This window comes from Streptomyces sp. CB01881, assembly GCF_002953255.1.
Classification (GTDB): Bacteria; Actinomycetota; Actinomycetes; order Streptomycetales; family Streptomycetaceae; genus Kitasatospora.
The window spans coordinates 4681579-4701068 of sequence record NZ_CP026498.1; the positions used below are offsets into that span (position 1 = coordinate 4681579).

The window sequence follows — 19490 nt, forward strand, 5'->3', positions numbered from 1 at the left end:
ACGGACCGGGTTGCCTACTTGTCGGCCGTCTTGATCTCGATGGCCGCCTTGACCAGGCCCGCGAAGAGCGGGTGCGGGCGGGTCGGGCGGGACTTCAGCTCCGGGTGGGCCTGGGTGGCCACCAGGTAGGGGTGGACCTCGCGCGGGTACTCGACGTACTCGACCAGGTCACCCTTCGGGGAGAGGCCGGAGAACTGCAGGCCGGTCTTCTCCAGGTCGGCGCGGTACGCGTTGTTGACCTCGTAGCGGTGGCGGTGGCGCTCCTCGACGTACTGCTCGCCGCCGTAGACCTCGCGGACGATCGAGCCCTCGGCGAGCTTGGCCGGGTAGAGGCCCAGGCGCATGGTACCGCCCAGGTCGCCCTTGCCGTCGACGATGGCCAGCTGCTCGGCCATGGTGGAGATGACCGGGTACTTGGCGGCCGCGTCGAACTCGGTCGAGTTGGCCTCGGGCAGGCCGGCCAGGTTGCGGGCGGCCTCGATGACCACGCACTGCAGGCCCAGGCAGAGGCCGAGCAGCGGGACCTTGTTCTCGCGGGCGTAGGTGATCGCGGCGACCTTGCCGTCCACCCCGCGGTCGCCGAAGCCACCGGGGATGCAGATCGCGTCCACGTCGCCGAGGTGCTCCTGCGCGCCCTCGGGCGTCGTGCAGTCGTCCGAGGTGACCCACTTGATCTCGACGCGGGCGTTGTTGGCGAAGCCGCCGGCGCGCAGCGCCTCGGTCACCGACAGGTAGGCGTCGGGGAGGTCGATGTACTTGCCGACCAGCGCGACCTTGACGATGTGCTGCGGCTCGTGGACGCGGCGCAGCAGGTCGTCCCAGGTCGTCCAGTCGACGTCGCGGAACGGCAGGTCCAGGCGGCGGACGACGTAGGCGTCCAGGCCCTCGCCGTGCAGCACCTTGGGGATGTCGTAGATCGACTTGGCGTCGATGGCCGCGACCACGGCCTCCTCGTCCACGTCGCACATCAGCGAGATCTTGCGCTTGATGGCCTGCGGGACCTCGCGGTCGGCGCGCAGCACGATGGCGTCCGGCTGGATGCCGATGTTGCGCAGCGCGGCCACCGAGTGCTGGGTGGGCTTGGTCTTCAGCTCGCCCGAGGGGCCGATGTAGGGCAGCAGGGAGACGTGCACGAAGAAGACGTTGTCCCGGCCGACCTCGTGGCGGACCTGGCGGACGGCCTCCAGGAAGGGCAGCGACTCGATGTCGCCGACGGTGCCGCCGACCTCGGTGATCACCACGTCGACGTCCTCGGTCGCCATCCGGCGGATCCGGGCCTTGATCTCGTTGGTGATGTGCGGGATGACCTGGACGGTGTCGCCCAGGTACTCGCCGCGGCGCTCCTTGGCGATGACGGTCGAGTACACCTGGCCGGTGGTGACGTTCGCCGAGCCGTGCAGGTTGGTGTCGAGGAACCGCTCGTAGTGGCCGACGTCGAGGTCGGTCTCGGCGCCGTCGTCGGTGACGAAGACCTCACCGTGCTGGAACGGGTTCATGGTGCCCGGGTCCACGTTGAGGTACGGGTCGAGCTTCTGCATCGTCACACGCAGGCCCCTTGAGCAGGGCGCCCAGGCTGGAGGCGGTGAGGCCCTTGCCGAGCGAAGAGGCGACACCCCCGGTGACGAAGAGGTGCTTGGTCGTCACGGCGCGGCCGTTCGATGCCTTGCCGGAATGGGGCTGTGCCAAGAGGGGGCTCCCGTGGGTCGCGTGTCGAAGGTGACGTGGGCGGGAGGCTCGCGGCTCGCCTAATGCGACGGGAGCGCGGTGCGGTGCACGTCGCTCGCGGGGTCGTCGGTTCGGCTGGTCCGGGGCGTTTGGTCCCACCGGTCCACGGGATACCAGGGTAACAGTGACCCGGCCGGGACGCTTTCCGGGCCGCTCGCGGCTTGCGCGGACCACACTCCCGGCGCACCACCGGGCGCACAACAGGCGCACCGTACGGCGCACGTGTCACACCGGTCTCACCACCGGCCCGGGCGGGCCACCCGGCGGCACTCACCCGGGCCATCACCGGCCATCCTGACGGGCCACCCCGGGGTGATCCTTCCGGGCCATCCTGCCGGTCACCCCTGCGATGCACGGCATTTCCGCCGAATTGTGGCGCCACGCAGAGCTGCGCCCGCGTGCTTCGCCCCTTTCGTCCGTCGTAAGCTGCACGGACGCATCGCCGACAGCACGAGCACGCGGAGGGCGTGGGAGGGTCAGGACACCTCTCGGTCCCCGATGCGCGACCGGACCTCCCCGTAATCCAGCTCTCCCACCCACCAGGGGCTCGACCGAGCCTCACGCGGACACTCCAGCAAGGCCCGCCACCACCCACCGGCAGGCCGGACGTCCCGGGGTGGCTCCCCGGCCCCGCAGACCCGCTGGCTCTCCCCGGATCGCCGATGCGTCGTGACCACATTGCGAACTGGAGATCCACGTGGCCGGCCGTATCGAGGACTACGCACTCATCGGGGACATGCAGACCGCCGCCCTGGTCAGCAGGGACGGGGCGGTCGACTGGCTGTGCCTGCCCCGCTTCGACTCGCCGGCGGTCTTCGCCGGCCTGCTCGGTACCGATGAACACGGCTTCTGGCGGATCGGCCCGGCCGAGGTGGTCCCCACCGAACCGCCCGCCCCCGCGGCCGCCCCGGCCGCCGCCCGCGCACGCCTCGGCGACACCGGCGACCTCCGCGTCCCGCCGCCCACCGCGTCCGCGCCGGCCGTCCCCGCCGACCGGCGCCGCTACCGGGGCGACTCGCTCATCCTGGAGCAGGAGTGGGACTGCCAGGGCGGCACGGTGCGGGTGATCGACTTCATGCCCCCGCGCCCGCTGGCCGGGCGCGACGCCGTCCCCCAGATGATCCGGATCGTCGAGGGCCTCTCCGGAACCGTCCGAATGCGCTCGGCGGTGCGGATGCGCTTCAGCTACGGCCGGATCGTCCCCTGGGTGCACCGGGTCGAGCAGGCCGACGGCGGCCACCGCACCGTCGCCGTGGCCGGCCCCGACTCGGTCTGGCTGGACGGCGAGGCCGAGACGTACGGGCGCAACCTCACCACCTACGCCGACTTCGCCGTCACGGCCGGTGAGCGGATCACCTTCGCCCTCACCTGGCAGGCCTCCCACCTGGAGCCGCCGACCGCCCCGGACGCCGAGGAGATGCTCGAAGCCACCGCCGGCTTCTGGCACGACTGGGCCGGCCAGTGCACCTACCAGGGCCCCTACCGGGAGGCGGTGATCCGCTCGCTGATCACCCTCAAGGGCCTCACCTACGCCCCCACCGGCGGCATCGTCGCCGCCCCCACCACCTCGCTGCCCGAGGACATCGGCGGTGAGCGGAACTGGGACTACCGCTACACCTGGCTTCGCGACGCCGCGATCACCCTCTCCTCGCTGCTGCGGACCGGCTACCGCGACGAGGCCCGCGCCTGGCGCGAGTGGCTGCTGCGGGCCGTCGCCGGCGACCCGGAGAACCTGCAGATCATGTACGGCATCGCCGGCGAGCGCGAGCTCACCGAGTCCTCGCTGGACTGGCTGCCCGGCTACGAGGGCTCCCAGCCCGTCCGGGTCGGCAACGGCGCGGCCGGCCAGCTCCAGCTGGACGTCTACGGCGAGGTGGTCGAGGCCCTGCACCTGGCCCACATGACCGGCCTGGTCCGCAACGACCACGCCCACCACCTCCAGCTGCGCCTGATCGAGTACCTGGAGGAGCACTGGCAGGAGCCGGACGAGGGCATCTGGGAGGTGCGCGGCCCGCGCCGGCACTTCGTCCACTCCAAGGTGATGGCCTGGGTCGCCGTCGACCGCACCATCAAGCTGCTGGAGCAGACCCCCGAGGACGCGCCCTCCGACGGCCACCTGGAGCGCTGGCACGAGCTGCGCGAGACCATCCACCGGGATGTCTGCGAGAAGGGCTACGACCCGGAGCGCAACACCTTCACCCAGTACTACGGCGGCAAGGAGCTGGACGCCTCGCTGCTGCTCATCCCGCAGGTGGGCTTCCTCCCGCCGGACGACAAGCGGGTGATCGGCACGATCGAGGCGATCCAGCGCGAGCTCTCCACCGAGGACGGCTTCGTCCTGCGCTACCCGACGCACGACGAGAGCGGCAACAACGTCGACGGCCTCTCCGGCCACGAGGGCGCCTTCCTGGCCTGCTCGTTCTGGCTCGCCGACGACCTCGCCATGATCGGCCGGGTGCAGGAGGCGCGCGAGCTGTTCGACAAGCTGCTGGCCCTGCGCAACGACCTCGGGCTGCTCGCCGAGGAGTGGGACCCGCGGGAGAAGCGCCAGGTCGGCAACTTCCCGCAGGCCTTCAGCCACGTCCCACTGATCGACACCGCGCTGCGGCTCACGGCCTGCGGCGGCGCGTACCTCTCGGCCCAGCCGGACGGCCTGGCCGCCGACCGGGCCGAGCAGGCCACGGTCTGACCTACCCGCGCTGAACCAGCTCGTCGTAGGTGCTCAGCACCTGGGCGACGGTGGCGGCCTCGTCCGGCCAGGTCTCGGCCTGCTGCCGGCCGGCCGCCACCAGGCGTTCGCGGCGGGCCGGGTCGGCCAGCAGCCCGCCCACCGCCCGGCCGATCGCGGCCGCGTCGCCGAACGGCACCAGCACGGCGGCGTCCCCGACCAGTTCGGGGACGCCGCCGACGGCGGTGGCGACCACCGGCACGCCGGCCCGCATCGCCTCCTGGACCACCAGCGAGCGGGCCTCCCAGCGGCTGGGGACCACCACCACGTCGGCGGCGGCCAGCAGGTCCGGTACGTCGGTGCGGTAACCGAGCAGGCGGACGGGCAGCTTCTCGGCGGCCACCCGCTCGCGCAGCCCGGCGGCCTCGGGGCCGTCCCCGGCGAGCAGCAGCAGCGGCTCCGGGTCCAGGTCGGCCAGTTCGCGGGCGGCGTCCAGCAGCAGCCCGAACGCCTTCTGCGGGACGAGCCGGCCGACCGCCAGCACCAGCGGGCGGTCCGGGCCGTCGCCGAGCAGCGCGGCCCGGGCCTCGGCCCGCTCCAGCCGGCCCTCCGGCATCGGCGGGGCGGCGACCGGCCCGAGCCGGGCGTCGGTGGCGCCCAGCTCGCGGGCCCGGGCCACCAGGTCGGAGGAGGCGCCCAGCACCAGGTCGGCGGCGCGCGCCACCCGGCGCTCCATCAGCCGCTGGAGCCGCCGCTCCATGCCGGTGGCCAGCAGCGCCTGGTGCGAGGTGACCACGAGCGGGGTCTCCGGGCGCAGGCCCGGGAAGCGGCCGGCGGTGCGCAGCGCGAGGTCGGAGAGGAGCCCGGCGCGCAGGCCGTGGGCGTGCACCACGTCGGCGCCGGTGAAGGCGCGGCGCAGCTCGCCGATCGCGGCGGCGTCGCTGCGGGCGCCCGCGGTGGGGGTGATGTCGACCAGGTGGAACCTGGCGCCGGTGCGGGAGAAGCCGAACAGGGCGTCCGTACCGGCGGGCGCGCAGACCGTCACGGTCACCCCGTGCGCGACCAGGCCCTGTGCCAGGGAGCGCACGTGCGCACCGATGCCGCCGGTACTGGCGGCCAGGACGAGCACCACGTGCAGCTGACCCGGTTCTGGGGCGGCCGCGGCGGCCCGGGCGGCGGAATGGTCCACGTCGTCTCGCATCCGACTCGATCAGGTTCACGCGCCGCGGTGCGAGGATCTCCCGCCAGCGGCGCTCGGGACTGGAAAGCCAGTGTCCAGCCGCCACCATGCCAGGTCGGCGGCCCTCTTGGACAGTCGGCGCCACCGGGGCGCGTCGCCGTGGGTCCGCGGGGGCTGCCGGGGCCGGCTACCGGTGGCGGGGGGCTCTGGCGGCGGCCAGCAGCTCCTCCGCGTGGGCCCGGCCGAGCTCGGAGTCCTCCAGGCCCGCCAGCATCCGGGAGAGCTCGCGGACCCGCTCCTCGTCGTTCAGCACCTTGACGCCGCTGCGGGTCACGGTGCCGTCGTTGGTCTTCTCCACCACCAGGTGCCGGTCGGCGAAGGCCGCCACCTGGGGGAGGTGGGTGACCACCACGACCTGGGCCGACTCGGCCAGTTTGGCGAGGCGGCGGCCGATCTCGACCGCGGCCTTGCCGCCGACGCCGGCGTCCACCTCGTCGAACAGGTAGGTGGGGACGGGGTCGGCGCCGGCGAAGACCACCTCGACGGCGAGCATCACGCGGGACAGCTCACCCCCGGAGGCGCCCTTGGCGATCGGGCGGGGCTGGGCGCCGGGGTGCGGGGCGAGCAGCACCTCGACCTCGTCCACGCCGTGCTGGCCGTAGGCGACGGTGCGGCCCTCGACCTCGATCCCGGACAGGTCGTCGACCTGGCTGATCGAGAAGGTCACCCGGGCGTGCGGCATGGCGAGTTCCGCCAGCTCCGCAGAGACGGCCTCGGCGAAGCGACCTGCGGCGGCCTGGCGGGCGGCCGAGACCTCGGCTGCCAGATCGGCCAACTCGGCGCGCAGCACGGTCTCCTGGGCGCCCAGTTCGTCGATCCGCTCGTCGTCGCCGTCGAGCTCGACGAGCCGGGCGGAGCCGGCCTCGGCCCAGACCAGCACCTCGGCCAGGGAGTTCTCCGGGCCGCCGTACTTGCGCAGCAGCTGGGCCAGCACGGCCCGGCGGTCCTCCACGGCGGCCAGCCGGACGGGGTCGGCGTCCAGGTCGTCGGCGTAGCCCGCCAGGTCGCCGGCGACGTCGGCCAGCAGGTAGCCGACCTCGTTCAGCCGGTCGGCGAGGGCGGCGAGCCGCTCGTCGTGGTGGCGGACGGCCTCCAGGGCGCGGCGGGACTGCGCGAGCAGGGTGCCCGCGTCCAGCGCCTCCGGGTCGGCCGGGTCGCCGGCCAGGGCGGCGTGGGCGAGGGTGGCGGCGGAGGAGAGCGCGTCGGCGTGGCCGAGCCGCTCGGCCTCGGCGCCCAGCTCGGCGTCCTCGCCGGCCACCGGCTCGGCCGCGGCGACCTCGTCCAGGCCGAAGCGGAGCAGGTCGGCCTCCTGGGCGCGCTCGCGGGCCCGGGTGGTCAGCTCCTCCAGGGTCGCGGAGACGTCGCGCAGCCGGCGGTAGACCTCGCGGTACCGGGCCAGCGGCTCGGCCACCGCCTCGCCCGCGTACCGGTCCAGCGCGCCGCGCTGGCGGGCCGGGCGGAGCAGCCGCTGCTGGTCGGTCTGGCCGTGGACGGCGATCAGGTCCTCGCCGAGTTCGGCGAGGAGCCCGACCGGCACGGCCCGGCCGCCGACGAACGCCCGGGAGCGGCCCTCGGCGGAGACGGTCCGGCTGATCAGCAGCGCGCCGTCGTCCAGTTCGGCGCCGGCCTCGACGGCGCGGGCCGCCACCGGGGAGCCGGCGGGCAGTTCGAGGCGGCCCTCGACGACCGCGCGCCCCGTCCCGTTCCGCACCAGGCCCGGGTCGGCGCGGCCGCCGAGCAGCAGCCCGAGGCTGGTCACCACCATCGTCTTGCCGGCGCCGGTCTCACCGGTCACGGCGGTGAAGCCGGGAGCCAGTTCGACCACCGCGTCGTCGATGACCCCAAGATCCCGTATCCGCATCTCGTCCAACACGGTGACGACCTTACGAGGTTCCACCCCCGGCGCGCGACGAGCGACAACTCTCCGCCCGCAAGTTCATCCCTTCCGGGAGGTTTGCCCCGTGGTGGGCACGGTGCACCACGGCAGGAAGAACTGCGCGAGCGGGCCGATGGCCAGCGCGTACGCGACGGTCCCGATCCCGGCGGTGCCACCGAGCAGGAGTCCGGCGGCCAGGACGGTCAGTTCGATACCGGTCCGGATCAGCCGCAGCGAGCGGCCGGTGCGCCGGTGCAGGCCGGTCATCAGGCCGTCGCGCGGGCCGGATCCGAAGCGGGCGCCGATGTAGAGGCCGGTGGCCAGGCCGTTCAGCACGATCGCGGCGGCCATCAGCGCGATCCGGGCCGGCAGCGGGCCGGGCGCGCCGGCCATCCGCAGGGTGAGGTCCATCGCCGCGCCGATCACCAGCACGTTGGCGACGGTGCCGAGGCCGGGGCGCTGGCGCAGCGGGATCCAGAACAGCAGGACGAGGGCGCCGCAGATGGTGACCCAGGCACCCACCGAGAGGCCCGCAGTGCGCTGGAGGCCCTGGTGGAAGACGTCCCACGGGTCGAGGCCGAGCCCGGAGCGCAGCATCAGCGCCATGCTCGCCCCGTACAGCCAGAGCCCGACAGCGAGCTGCGGGAGCCGGCGGCCCAGCGCGTGGGTGTCGCCGAGCAGGCGGGCGGCGGGGGCCGGGCCCTGCGGGGCGGCGGGGGCCGGGCCCTGCGGGGCGGCGGGGGACGTGGCGGGCGTCGGCATGGTCGTGGTGGGCGGCGGCGTGGTCGTGGTGGCCATTTGGGTCTCCTGCGGGTGGTGCTGGACCCCGGGGTTCTGCGCCCGGCGGTGGCGGACTCGATGGCCGCCCTGTCATGATGGCCAGGCCAATGAAGCCCACTCCAGGGCCAATTCCAAGCAAGTGGACTTGACTGCCATGGCCGACTGGCACACCACCGTCACCGCCGCCGCACTCGCCCGGCTGCTCTCCACCGCCCGGCTGCCCGAACCGGCCGGCACCCGCCGGCCCGCCTACCGGACCCTGGCCGGCCAGATCCGGCTGCTCGTCTCCGAAGGCCGGCTGCCGGTCGGCGCCCGCCTGCCCGCCGAACGCGAGCTGGCCCTCGCCCTGCGGCTCAGCCGCACCACCGTGGCCACCGCGTACGAGGCCCTGCGCTCCGACGGCTACCTGCACAGCAGGCGCGGCTCCGGCAGCTGGACCGCCCTGCCCGAGGGCGCGCCACCGCCCGGCGACGCGCTGCACCCGGTGCCGCCGGACGAGCAGGGCCGCACCCTGGACCTCGGCGTCGCCGCCCTGCCCGCCCCGCAGCCCTTCCTCGGCGCGGCCGCCGCCCGGGCCGTCGAGCAGCTGCCCGCGTACGCCGCCGGGCACGGCCACTTCCCCACGGGCGTCCCGGTGCTGCGCGAGGCGGTGGCCCGCCGCTACACCGAGCGCGGGCTGCCGACCACCCCCGACCAGATCCTGATCACCATCGGCGCGATGGGCGGCCTGCACCTCGTCCAGCGGGCGCTGATCGGCCGCGGCGACCGGGTCGCCGTCGAGGCGCCCAGCTACGCGCACACCCTCCAGGCGCTGCGCCGGGGCGACGCCCGCCTCGTCCCCGTCCCGTACGCCCGGCCGGACGGCCCGGAACGGCAGCCGGAGTGGGATCTCCCCGAGTGGCGCCGGGTGCTGCACGGCGCCGCGCCCAGGGCCGCCTACGTGATCCCGGACTTCCACAACCCGACCGGCGCCCTGGTCACCGAGGAGCAGCGGCGCGAACTGCTGGCCGCCGCCCGCGCCGCCGGCACCGCCGTCCTGGTCGACGAGACCACCGCCGAACTCGGCTGGGGCCTCCCGGACGGCGCGCCACTGCCCCGCCCGACGGCCGCTCTGGACCGCTCCGCCCAGGTGGTGACGGTCGGCTCGGCCGGCAAGCTGCTCTGGGGCGGCCTGCGGATCGGCTGGGTCCGGGCCGCCCCCGCCCTGGTCCGCCGACTGGCCTCCGAACGGGTCTACAGCGACGTCGGCGCCCCGGTCCTGGACCAGCTGATCGCCGCCGAGCTGCTGGGCGAGCCACTGGCGGCCGTCCGGGCCCACCAGCTGGACCGGCTGCGGGCCACCGCCGACGCCTTCGCCGACGCGCTGCGCACCCGCCTGCCGGACTGGCGCTACGCCATGCCGCCCGGCGGGCTCGCGCTCTGGGTCTCCACCGGCGACGTCTCCGGCGCGGCGCTGGCCCTGGCCGGCGAGCACGCCGGCGTGCGGATCGCGGCCGGCAACCGCTTCGGGTCGGACGGCGCGTTCGAGCACCACATCCGGATCCCGCTCACCCTGCCCGTCCCGGCCGTGCCCGACGCCGTCGAGCGCCTCGCGGAGCTCGCCGCCCGGGCTGTCGCCGGCGGCCGGTGGAGCGACGCCGCCGACGACAGCCAGCCGCTGGCGGTCTGAGGACAGGTCAGTTCACTGCGGCCGGGGCGGAGTTCAGTGCGTCTCCGCCCGCCCGCGCCAACCCGTCACCGGCAGCGCGAACTTGGCCACCAGGCGGTCGGTGAACGGCGCCCGGTGCAGCCGCGCCAGCCGCACCGGCGTCTGTCCCCGGCGGACCTCCACCCGCGCCCCGGCGGGAAGTTCGACCGAACGGCGGCCGTCACACCAGAGCACCCCGTGCGGGGTCTTCGGCTGCACCTCCACCGCCAGTACCGAGTCCGGCGAGGTCACCAGCGGCCGGGCGAACAGCGCGTGGGCGCTGATCGGCACCATCAGCAGCGCCTCCACCTCCGGCCAGACCACCGGCCCGCCACCGGAGAACGCGTACGCCGTCGAACCGGTCGGCGTCGCGCAGACCACCCCGTCGCAGCCGAAGTTGGAGACCGGGCGGCCATCCACCTCGGTCACCACCTCCAGCATCCGCTCCCGGGACGCCTTCTCGATCGACGCCTCGTTCAACGCCCAGTCGTGGTGCACCACATCGCCGTTGGTCCGGACGATCACGTCGAGGGTCATCCGCTCCTCGACCTCGTAGTCGGCGTCGACCACCCGCTCGACCACCACCGCGAGATCGTCCCGCTCCGCCTCCGCGAGGAAGCCGACCCGCCCCAGGTTGATGCCGAGCATCGGCAACCCGTGCTCGCGCGCCAGCTCCGCACCGCGCAGCAGCGTCCCGTCCCCGCCCGCGACGAGGATCAGCTCGCAGCCGTCCGCCGCGCCCGGCCCCCCGGCCACGCGCTCGACGCCGTCCGGCAGATCCAGGTCCACTGCCTCGGCCGCCAGCAGCCGGATTCTGATCCCCGCCTTCAGCAGGCCGTGCACCAGCCCCTCGACACTGCGCAGCGCCGCCTCGCGGCCGGTGTGCGCGATCAGGAAGACCGTACGTTCATCACTCATGCCCGCTGCCCTCTCCCTACGCCTGCCGGGTCGCCCACGGCCCGGTTCGGCCGCGTCACCCAGCATGATGGACCGGACGTCCGCAGAGCACCCTATCGGGGGCCCTCCGCGACGGCCCGGTCCGCCTCCGCCGGGTCCAACTGCGGGGCGTCCCTGCGCAGCCAGAGGAAGTACTCGACGTTCCCCGACGGGCCCGGCAGCGGGCTCGCGGTGACCGCCCGCACACCCAGCCCGAGCTCCCACGCCTGCCCCGCGACCTGGCGCACCATCTCGGAGCGCAGCTGCGGGCTCCGGACCACACCGCCGCTGCCGAGCCGCTCCTTGCCGATCTCGAACTGCGGCTTGACCATCAGCACCAGGTCCGCGTCCTCGGCGGCGCAGCCGGCCAGCGCGGGCAGCACCAGGCCGAGCGAGATGAACGAGAGGTCGCCGACCACCAGGTCGACCGGCGTCCCGCCGATCACGTCCAGGGTCAGCTCGCGCACGTTGGTGCGGTCCATCACGGTCACCCGGTCGTCGCTCTGCAGCGACCAGGCCAGCTGGCCGTAGCCGACGTCCACCGCCAGCACGTGGGCCGCCCCGGCGCGCAGCAGCACGTCGGTGAAGCCGCCCGTGGACGCGCCCGCGTCCAGCGCCCGGCGGCCCTCGACCACCAGGCCCTGCGGCACGAACGCGGCGAAGGCGCCGGCCAGCTTGTGGCCGCCGCGCGAGACGTAGTCGGGGTCGTTCTCGTCCTTGGCCACCACGACCGCCGCCGAGGTCTCCACCTGGGTGGCCGGCTTGGTCGCGGTGGTGCCGCCGACGGTCACCCGGCCGGCCGCGATCAGCTCGGACGCGTGCTCGCGCGACCGGGCCAGCTTGCGGCGGACCAGCTCCGCGTCGAGACGGCGTCGTGCCACTGCCACTGGTGTTCAGCTCCTACAGGTGGTTCTGCGGGTTTCCCGGCGGGGGTGTTCCCCGCGGGTCATTCCCGGTCGAGCGCGGCCAGCGTGTCGGTGAGCCGCTGGTGAACATCTTCGTACACCGCGACGTGCGCCTCGGTCGGCACCCCGTCCAACGCCTCCAGCCGGGCCAGCCCGGCGTCGACGGCGGGGTGGCCGGTCGGGGCGAGCCCGACGCCCAGCGGGAGCGGTTCGCCGTCGGCCGGGTCAAGGGCCGCGGGGGCCGGGTCGTGGGCCCCCGCGGCCGGGTCGAGGTCAGGCACCGGGCTGTTCCGGCTTCTTCGCGCCGCCGGTCTTCCGGGCGGTGGTCTTCTTCGTGGCCGACCGCCCGGCCGACGCCTCCGGCACTGCGGCCTTCTTGGCAGTCGTCTTCTTGGCAGTCGTCTTCTTGGTGGCCGCCTTCCCGGCGGTCGTCTTCCCGGCGGTCGTCTTCCCGGCGGTCGTCTTCTTGCTGACGGCCTTCTTGGTGACGGCGCCGTTGGTGGCCGCCGTCCCGGCCGCCGCCTTCCCGTCGGCGGTCTTCCTGCTGGTCGTCCTCCCGGCCTCGGGCTTGACGGCGGCCGTCCCCTTCGCCGGGGCCTTCTCCGGCCGCTCCTGCGCCGCCGCTTCCCGCACCCGCTCCGCCCGGGTCGGCGGCACCGGTGGATCGACCTCCACCGGCGCGTCGACCTCGACCCGCTCAGCCACCACCGGCGCGGACGCCACCGGCTCGTCCTCGCGCTCCCAGCCCTGCCCGAACAGCCCGTCGGCCCGCGGCGCCGGCCCGGGCTCCCCGGCCCCGGCCTGCGGCCCCGCCGCCGGCCGGTCACCGTCCTCCTCGACCTCGCGCAGCTTGCTCTCCAGGTACGCGAGCACCACGCCGACCTTGGTTACCTGGTCGCCGACCCGCTCGAAGGCCTTCTCGACCTCGCCGCGCGCCACCCCGACGGCGAGGTCCACCCCGGCCCGCCCGGCGGTCACGGCCTCCTCGGCCAGCGTCTGCAGCGACTTGGCGGACGGCGGGAACTGCCCGCCCAGCCGGCGCTCCACCTCCGCGACGTCGACCCCGCTCTTCTCCAGCAGCCCGGCCGCCGTCCCGACGACCCGCTTGCCGACCTCCTCCACCAGTCCGGCGGCGACCTCAACCGCTCCCCGCACCGTCTTCGGCAGCATCCGGGTGCCTCCTTAGCGCCTGCGCGCATCGCTCCGTCGCCGTCGGTGCCCGGACCGTTCCGGGCACCCCACAGACGACGCTACCGCCAAAACCCTCCTGCGGTACCGTGGCCCCGCACCACCACAGTCTCCGCCGCACAGGGAGTGGACCAGCCGCCATGGCCAACGCCGAGGAGTGCCGCGCGGCACTGGAGCAGCTCAGCCGGAACATGGCGAAGTCCACCGGGGGCGTCCGCAAGGCCGCCGCCCTCGACCGCTCGCTCACCTGCCGGATCACCGATCTCGACCTGACCTTCACCGGCCGCCTCCGCGACGGCCGCATCCAGGACGTCACCCAGGCTCCCGGCGCCCCCGCCCAGAAGGCCGAGATCCGGCTCACCATGAGCAGCGACGACCTGGTCGACCTGGTCGGCGGCCGGCTCAACTTCGCCTCCGCCTGGGCCGGTGGCCGGGTCAAGCTGGAGGCGGGCTTCCGCGACCTGCTGCGGCTGCGCACCCTGCTCTGACCCCGACACCCGACACCCGGCGGACCCCTACCGCTTCCCGGGACCCGGCCGACCGGCTCGCCCTCCCCCGGGACCGGAACTTCCCCCTGGACCGGAACTTCCCCCTGGACCGGAACTTCCTCCTGGGCCGGACGGCCGGACGGCCCTCCCCGGGGCTCAGAAGGCCAGCTCGGCCAGCGCCTTCCGGCCGTCCACCGGCACGCCGTCGGCGTCCAGGGCCGTCCACGCCGCCGCGCAGAGCGCCCGCAGCCCGTCCCAGTGGTTCTCACCGGCGGCCGTGAACCGCAGCTCGCCGTCCTGCGCCACCGCCGCCCAGCCGCCGCAGGCGAAGCCGCCACCCGGCTGCCCGGCCACCTCCGGGTGCGGCACGAGCAGCCCGCGCAGGTCCGCCGACACGTACGTCGGCCGGTGCTCCACCGGCGCCGCCAGCAGCTGCGCCGCCGTCGTCACCCCGGTGAAGACCAGCAGGCTGTCCACCCCGCCGTTGAACGCGCCCTCGATGTCGGTGTCCAGCCGGTCCCCGACCACCAGCGGCCGCCGCGCACCCGTGCGCAGCACCGTCTCGCGGTGCATCGGCGGCAGCGGCTTGCCCGCGACCTCCGGCTCCACGCCCGTCGCCGCCCGCACCGCCGCGACCAGCGTGCCGTTGCCCGGCGCGATGCCGCGCGCCTGCGGCACCGTCAGGTCCAGGTTGGACGCCACCCACGGCAGCCCGCTCTGGATCGCGAACGAGGCCTCCGCCAGCTGCTGCCAGCCCACCGAGGGGTCGAAGCCCTGGACCACCGCGAGCGGCTCCTCGGCCAGCGTACGGACGGCCACCAGACCGCGTTCGGCCAACGCCTCCTCCAGGCCGAGGCCTCCCACGACCAGCACCTTCGCCCCGGCCGGGACCTTCTCGGAGACGACCCGGGCGGCCGCCTGCGCGGAGTTGATCACGTCGGCGGGCTCGGCCGGCACACCGAGGTCGGTCAGGTGCGCGGCCACCACGCGGGGCGGGCGGGAGGCGTTGTTGGTCACGTACGCCAGCCGCATCCCGGTCGTCCGGGCGGACGCCAGCGAGTCCACCGCGTGCTCGATCGCGTTGGGCCCGGCGTACACGACACCGTCGAGGTCCAGCAGCGCCGTGTCGTACGCCTCGGTCAGCGGGAGCCCGCTCCCGCCGGGGGCGGTCCGTCGCGCGGTGGTGGCCGTCTCGGTCATGCCTGCTCTACCTCATTCACTGCGTCGATCCCCGTCATCCGTGTCATCCGTGTCATCCGTGCGGTCCCCGGCGTTCCGGCCGTCCCGGCCGTCCGCACCGTCCGTTCCCGGCGTGGCCTGCGGAGGCTCCAGGTACCCCGGCGCCCCCGGCATCAGCGGTCCGAACGCCCCGGCGCGCGCCGCCAGGGTGGCCCGGGTCTGCCGGAGCGCGGCCCGGTAGTGGTCGGTCTCCGGCCGCATCGCCACGGCCAGCGCCAGGTGCTCGGCCGACGTCTCGAAGTCGCCCAGCCGCGCCGCCGCGACGCCCCACCCGAACTGAGCGTAGTCGTCCGACGGATCGGCCAGGGCGACGGCCCGGAAGTTCTCCAGCGCCGCCGCGTACGAACCCGCGTCGAACTGCGCTCTCGCCAGCGTCTCCCGGATACTGCGCGAGTGCGGCTCGGCAGCGGCCGCCCTCGCGAGCAGTTGCTCGGCCGCCGCCGGGTGCCCCTGCGCCAGCAGCTTGCCGCCCCGGCGGAACCACTCGTACACGTCACCCACGGGCTCCCCCGCCCGCCCCTGCGCCGGGACCCCGCCCCCGCCGGAACCGCCGCCGGGGCCCTCCCCGCCCGCGAATCCGTCCGGACCGTCCGGGCCCCCGGTGCCGCCGTCGACCCGCTCCTGCCCGCCGCTGCGCTCGCTCACGCCGTACCTCGCCCTCCGGTCACGACACCCGTCCCACCGACCAGCACGGGTGTTCCGATCTCTGAACAACGCGTACCCGGTTACGATGCCCAGAATGAGCACCCCCAGTGCAGAAAGCGGAGCGGAGTCTCCGCAGGGCGGCCCCGGCGATCCCGGTCACGTCGCCACCGCAGGTCTGTCCCTCTCCCCGTTCCGTGGCCTCAGATACGTCCCCGACCGGGTCGGCGCACTGGCTGCGGTCACCTCGCCGCCGTACGACGTCGTCGATCCCGGCCGCCGGCTCGACCTGGAGACCGCCGACCCGCACAACGTGGTCCGGCTGATCCTGCCGCGTCCCGAACCGGACGACACCGGAGACCGCCCCGACCGCGACACCCGTTACCGGCACGCGGCCCGGCTGCTGCGCGACTGGCAACGGGAGGGCGTCCTGGCCGCCGACCCCGAGCCCGCGCTGTACGTCTACGAGCAGCGTGTGCCCGCCACCGGCGACTCCCCGGAGCTGCTCCAGCGCGGACTGATCGGCGCCCTGGCCGTCAGCGGCAGCGAGGCCGGCGTCGTCCTCCCTCACGAGGACGTGATGCCCCGGCCGGTCGCCGACCGGGTCGGCCTGATGCGCACCACCCGCGCCAACCTCGAACCGCTGCTCCTGACCTACCGGGGCAACGGCGGCGCGGCCGGCGTGATCGAACGCGCCGTCCAGGACGAGCCGCTGCTCACCACGACCACCACCGACGGCACCCACCACCGGCTCTGGGCCGTCACCGGCCCCGCCGAGATCGCCGAGATCAGCCGCGACCTGGCCACCTGCCGGGCACTGATCGCCGACGGCCACCACCGCTGGGAGATGTACCTGCGGCTCCAGCGCGAGCACCGCCACCTCCCGCGCAGCCCGTGGGACCGCGGCCTGGTACTGCTGGTCGACACCGCCCGCTACCCGCTGAAGGTCCGGGCGATCCACCGGGTGCTGTACCGGCTGCCGGTCGCCGACGCGCTGGAGAAGCTGGGCGACCGCTGGCAGGTCAAGGAGGTGCCCGGCCCGCTGGACACCGCCCTGCAGTCCCTCGCCGAGCAGAAGCGGCACGGCGGCAGCAGCTTCCTGCTGACCGGCGGTAACGGTGTGTACTGGCTGGTCGGCGAACCCGACGAGGAGCTGCTCGACGCCACTGTGCCGCAGGACCGGCCGCAGGAGTGGCGCCACCTGGACGCGACCGTCCTGCACGCCACCCTGCTCGACCACACCTGGCGCGTCCCCGACGGCCCGGACGACATCGGCTACCTGCACACCGCCGTGGCCGCGGAGCGCGAGGCCGCCCGGAGCGGGGGCACCGCGGTCCTGCTCCACCCGGTGCGCGAGAGCGTGGTCCGCCGGCTCGCCGAGCAGGGCGTCACGATGCCCCGCAAGTCGACGTCCTTCGGCCCGAAGCCGGCCACCGGGCTGGTCCTGCGCAGCCTCGAACTGGGCTGATCCCGGCCGGGCCGACCGGGCCCTGTGGCAAAGCTCCGGACAGCAGTGAGGCCCTGCCCCGCCCGGGATCTCCCGGGTGGGGCAGGGCCTCACTCAGTCCTGCTCGACGTCAGGCCTCGTGGCCGAGGGCCTGCCGGCCTCAGGCCTTCGCGTCGTTGGACCGCTCCGGCGCGACACCGTCGAACTCCTCGTCGATCTCCAGGTCGTCCTCGTCGTAGAACTCCTCGACGTCTTCCTCGTCCTCGAAGATCTCCCGCTCGTCCGGCACGCCGCCGCCACGCGGCTTCGCCGGGGCCTCGGCCTGCTCGGTGTCCTCGTCCAGCTCCGGGTCCAGCGCGTCCACGAACTCCAGGCCGTCGATCTCGGCCAGACGCTCCGAAGCGTTGGTCGCACCCTCGCTGTCGGCCTCGGCCGCCTTGGCGAACCACTCACGGGCCTCGTCACCACGGTCGGCCGCGATCAGCGCCTCGGCGTAGGCGTAGCGCAGTCGCGCGGTCCACGGCTGCACCGAGTTGGAGGCCAGCTCCGGGCTCTGCAGGGTGACGACGGCCGCGTCGAACTGCTCCATGTCGCTGCGGGCACCGGCGGCGACCAGACGCATCTCAACCTGGCCGGCCTTGTCCAGCTGCTTCACCTCGGGCTCGCCGGCCATCGCCAGCGCCCGCTCCGGACGGCCCAGACCGCGCTCGCAGTCGGCCATCACCGGCCACAGGTCCGCGCGGCCGGTCATCCGGCGGGCGGCGCGGAACTCGGTCAGCGCCTCGGAGTAGCGCTGCGTCATGTACGACGCGAAGCCGGCCGCCTCGCGGACGGCGGCCACACGGGAGGCCAGCCGCAGCGCGATGCGCGAGTACTGGTAGGCCTCCTCCGGCTCGCTGTCCAGCAGCCGGGCGACCATCACCAGGTTGCGGGCGACATCGTCGGCGAGCGTCTTGGGCAGGCTCTTGAGCTCCTGGCGGACGTCCGCGTCCAGCTCGAAGCCGGTGACGTCCTCCGGGATCGGCAGGCGCTTGACGGGCTCGTAGTTGCCCCGGCGGTCGTCGTAGTCCCGGCCACCGCGGTCGTCGCGGTCGCGGTTGTAGCCGCCCGAGGGGCGGTCGTCACGGCGCGGACGGTCGTCACGGTGGAAGCCGCCACGGTCGTCACGACGGCCCTCGAAACGCCCGCCGCCACGGCTGTCCCGGCCGCCGCGGTCGTCACGGTCGCGGTTGAAGCCACCACCGGACGGACGGTCGTCACGACGGAAGCCACCGCCGGAGGGACGGTCATCGCGACGGAAGCCGCCGCGGTCGTCACGGTCGCGGTTGAAGCCACTGGGGCGGTCGTCCCGGCGGAAGCCACCACCGGACGGGCGGTCGTCACGACGCGGACGGTCGTCACGGTCACGGTTGAAGCCGCCACCGGACGGGCGGTCGTCCCGGCGGAAGCCGCCGCGGTCGTCACGGTCGCGGTTGAAGCCGCCACCGGAGGGGCGGTCGTCCCGGCGGAAGCCACCACCGGACGGGCGGTCGTCACGACGCGGACGGTCGTCACGGTCACGGTTGAAGCCACCACCGGACGGACGGTCATCGCGACGGAAGCCACCGCGGTCGTCACGGTCACGGTTGAAGCCACCACCGGACGGACGGTCATCGCGACGGAAGCCACCGCGGTCGTCACGGTCACGGTTGAAGCCACCACCGGAGGGACGGTCGTCGCGGCGGAAGCCACCACCGGACGGGCGGTCGTCACGACGCGGACGGTCATCACGGTCACGGTTGAAGCCACCACCGGACGGACGGTCGTCACGGCGGAAGCCGCCGCGGTCGTCACGGTCACGGTTGAAGCCACCACCGGAGGGGCGGTCATCGCGACGGAAACCGCCGCGGTCGTCACGGTCACGGTTGAAGCCGCCACCGGAGGGGCGGTCGTCCCGGCGGAAGCCGCCACCGGACGGGCGGTCGTCGCGACGGAAGCCGCCGCGGTCGTCACGGTCGCGGTTGAAGCCGCCACCGGAGGGGCGGTCGTCCCGGCGGAAGCCACCACCGGACGGGCGGTCGTCACGACGCGGACGGTCGTCACGGTCACGGTTGAAGCCACCACCGGACGGACGGTCGTCACGACGGAAGCCGCCGCCGGAGGGACGGTCATCGCGACGGAAGCCACCGCGGTCGTCACGGTCACGGTTGTAACCGCCACCGGAGGGACGGTCGTCACGACGCGGACGGTCGTCACGGTCGTCGCGGCGGGGACCACGGTCGTTGGACCAGCCCCCGCGAGACCGGGGCTCGTAGCCGCGGCCGTCGTCCGATCGACGCTCGGGACGGTCCTGGGGCTGGTTCGACATTGTGGTGACTCCTTCTGCTGCTCAGCTCCACCGCGGCCTGGGCGACACCACTGCCCTCGCGCGGTTCGATGCCGGCCTCCTGGCCGTGCACCTACTCCATTGTCCGACATCCGGAGACCCCCCGCGCATGGGCGGAAGTCCCGATGTGCCGGGGTTGTACACGTTCGCAAAACACAAAAAGGCCGCGGCCCCAGCGAATCGCTGGGGCCGCGGCCTTTGAATGATTGTTCGGCGGCGTCCTACTCTCCCACAGGGTCCCCCCTGCAGTACCATCGGCGCTGTGAGGCTTAGCTTCCGGGTTCGGAATGTAACCGGGCGTTTC

The 19490-nt window shown here is 74.3% G+C and carries 14 protein-coding genes and 2 pseudogenes; 4 read left to right on the plus strand and 12 right to left on the minus strand.

Annotation, left to right across the window (positions count from 1 at the left end; translation table 11 throughout):
* Window positions 1–14 precede the first annotated feature (14 nt).
* Window positions 15–1644: pseudogene (locus tag C2142_RS10335) on the minus strand (CTP synthase).
* Between the two features lie 778 nt (window positions 1645–2422).
* Here C2142_RS10335 and C2142_RS10340 point away from each other — a divergent pair.
* Window positions 2423–4414 carry a glycoside hydrolase family 15 protein gene (locus tag C2142_RS10340; protein WP_148642367.1) on the plus strand — a complete coding sequence of 664 codons (1992 nt, stop codon included), beginning with the start codon at window positions 2423–2425 and terminating at the stop codon, window positions 4412–4414.
* 1 nt (window position 4415) lies between these two features.
* On the opposite strand, the gene C2142_RS10345 is transcribed toward C2142_RS10340, so the two are convergent.
* The 3 genes from C2142_RS10345 to C2142_RS10355 all read right to left on the minus strand — a co-directional run bounded on the left by C2142_RS10345 (window position 4416) and on the right by C2142_RS10355 (window position 8115).
* Complete coding sequence (locus C2142_RS10345; RefSeq protein ID WP_174315627.1) at window positions 4416–5594, minus strand: glycosyltransferase family 4 protein; 1179 nt, start codon at window positions 5592–5594, stop codon at window positions 4416–4418.
* A 166-nt stretch (window positions 5595–5760) separates the two neighbouring features.
* Window positions 5761–7494: a DNA repair protein RecN gene (recN, locus tag C2142_RS10350; protein WP_148644678.1), complete on the minus strand. Its 1734-nt coding sequence runs from the start codon at window positions 7492–7494 to the stop codon at window positions 5761–5763.
* Between the two features lie 75 nt (window positions 7495–7569).
* The gene (locus C2142_RS10355) at window positions 7570–8115 is read right to left on the minus strand and encodes a hypothetical protein (RefSeq protein ID WP_241003161.1); all 546 of its coding nucleotides are present in this window, start codon (window positions 8113–8115) and stop codon (window positions 7570–7572) included.
* 328 nt (window positions 8116–8443) lie between these two features.
* Here C2142_RS10355 and C2142_RS10360 point away from each other — a divergent pair, with 328 nt between their 5' ends.
* Window positions 8444–9958: a PLP-dependent aminotransferase family protein gene (locus C2142_RS10360; RefSeq protein ID WP_148642368.1), complete on the plus strand. Its 1515-nt coding sequence runs from the start codon at window positions 8444–8446 to the stop codon at window positions 9956–9958.
* A 33-nt stretch (window positions 9959–9991) separates the two neighbouring features.
* Here the strand turns inward: C2142_RS10360 and C2142_RS10365 are convergent, their stop codons facing one another.
* From C2142_RS10365 to C2142_RS10380, 4 genes are all read right to left on the minus strand, one after another.
* On the minus strand, window positions 9992–10894 hold the full coding sequence (locus C2142_RS10365) for an NAD kinase (RefSeq protein WP_148642369.1): 903 nt from the start codon (window positions 10892–10894) through the stop codon (window positions 9992–9994).
* 92 nt (window positions 10895–10986) lie between these two features.
* The gene (locus C2142_RS10370) at window positions 10987–11793 is read right to left on the minus strand and encodes a TlyA family RNA methyltransferase (RefSeq protein ID WP_148644680.1); all 807 of its coding nucleotides are present in this window, start codon (window positions 11791–11793) and stop codon (window positions 10987–10989) included.
* Window positions 11794–11858: 65 nt separating this feature from the next.
* Window positions 11859–12098, minus strand: coding sequence for a hypothetical protein (locus C2142_RS10375; protein WP_148642370.1), 240 nt, complete (start codon window positions 12096–12098; stop codon window positions 11859–11861).
* A complete protein-coding gene (locus C2142_RS10380; RefSeq protein WP_148642371.1) occupies window positions 12091–12987 on the minus strand; it encodes a hypothetical protein in 897 nt (298 codons plus the stop codon). Before C2142_RS10380 ends, C2142_RS10375 begins: the two co-directional genes overlap by 8 nt.
* Before the next feature lie 158 nt (window positions 12988–13145).
* Between C2142_RS10380 and C2142_RS10385 the strand changes: the two genes are divergently transcribed.
* Complete coding sequence (locus C2142_RS10385) at window positions 13146–13493, plus strand: SCP2 sterol-binding domain-containing protein (RefSeq protein WP_148642372.1); 348 nt, start codon at window positions 13146–13148, stop codon at window positions 13491–13493.
* Window positions 13494–13649: 156 nt separating this feature from the next.
* Here C2142_RS10385 and C2142_RS10390 read toward each other — a convergent pair whose 3' ends face one another.
* Entirely contained in the window at window positions 13650–14693 is a 1044-nt protein-coding gene (locus C2142_RS10390; protein ID WP_148642373.1) for an HAD-IIA family hydrolase, read from the minus strand.
* Window positions 14694–14705: 12 nt separating this feature from the next.
* Window positions 14706–15377, minus strand: a complete 672-nt coding sequence (locus tag C2142_RS10395; protein ID WP_174315628.1) for a tetratricopeptide repeat protein — start codon at window positions 15375–15377, stop codon at window positions 14706–14708.
* A 94-nt stretch (window positions 15378–15471) separates the two neighbouring features.
* Here C2142_RS10395 and C2142_RS10400 point away from each other — a divergent pair, with 94 nt between their 5' ends.
* Window positions 15472–16842, plus strand: coding sequence for a DUF1015 domain-containing protein (locus C2142_RS10400; protein WP_148642374.1), 1371 nt, complete (start codon window positions 15472–15474; stop codon window positions 16840–16842).
* Window positions 16843–16981: 139 nt separating this feature from the next.
* Here C2142_RS10400 and C2142_RS10405 read toward each other — a convergent pair whose 3' ends face one another.
* Together C2142_RS10405 and C2142_RS41500 are read right to left on the minus strand one after the other, a co-directional pair.
* Window positions 16982–17740, minus strand: coding sequence for a hypothetical protein (locus tag C2142_RS10405; RefSeq protein WP_346766432.1), 759 nt, complete (start codon window positions 17738–17740; stop codon window positions 16982–16984).
* Between the two features lie 618 nt (window positions 17741–18358).
* Window positions 18359–19069: pseudogene (locus C2142_RS41500) on the minus strand (hypothetical protein); the annotation flags it as partial.
* Window positions 19070–19490 lie beyond the last annotated feature (421 nt).

What these genes read in the sequence shown, in the direction of transcription:
- C2142_RS10355 (WP_241003161.1), bottom strand. Translation starts at nt 8,115, where the DNA reads ATGGCGCTGATGCTGCGCTCCGGGCTCGGCCTCGACCCGTGGGACGTC.
- recN (WP_148644678.1), bottom strand. Translation starts at nt 7,494, where the DNA reads ATGCGGATACGGGATCTTGGGGTCATCGACGACGCGGTGGTCGAACTG.
- C2142_RS10405 (WP_346766432.1), bottom strand. Translation starts at nt 17,740, where the DNA reads ATGGTCGCCCGGCTGCTGGACAGCGAGCCGGAGGAGGCCTACCAGTAC.
- C2142_RS10360 (WP_148642368.1), top strand. Translation starts at nt 8,444, where the DNA reads ATGGCCGACTGGCACACCACCGTCACCGCCGCCGCACTCGCCCGGCTG.
- C2142_RS10390 (WP_148642373.1), bottom strand. Translation starts at nt 14,693, where the DNA reads ATGACCGAGACGGCCACCACCGCGCGACGGACCGCCCCCGGCGGGAGC.
- C2142_RS10400 (WP_148642374.1), top strand. Translation starts at nt 15,472, where the DNA reads ATGAGCACCCCCAGTGCAGAAAGCGGAGCGGAGTCTCCGCAGGGCGGC.
- C2142_RS10380 (WP_148642371.1), bottom strand. Translation starts at nt 12,987, where the DNA reads ATGCTGCCGAAGACGGTGCGGGGAGCGGTTGAGGTCGCCGCCGGACTG.
- C2142_RS10385 (WP_148642372.1), top strand. Translation starts at nt 13,146, where the DNA reads ATGGCCAACGCCGAGGAGTGCCGCGCGGCACTGGAGCAGCTCAGCCGG.
- C2142_RS10365 (WP_148642369.1), bottom strand. Translation starts at nt 10,894, where the DNA reads ATGAGTGATGAACGTACGGTCTTCCTGATCGCGCACACCGGCCGCGAG.
- C2142_RS10345 (WP_174315627.1), bottom strand. Translation starts at nt 5,594, where the DNA reads ATGCGAGACGACGTGGACCATTCCGCCGCCCGGGCCGCCGCGGCCGCC.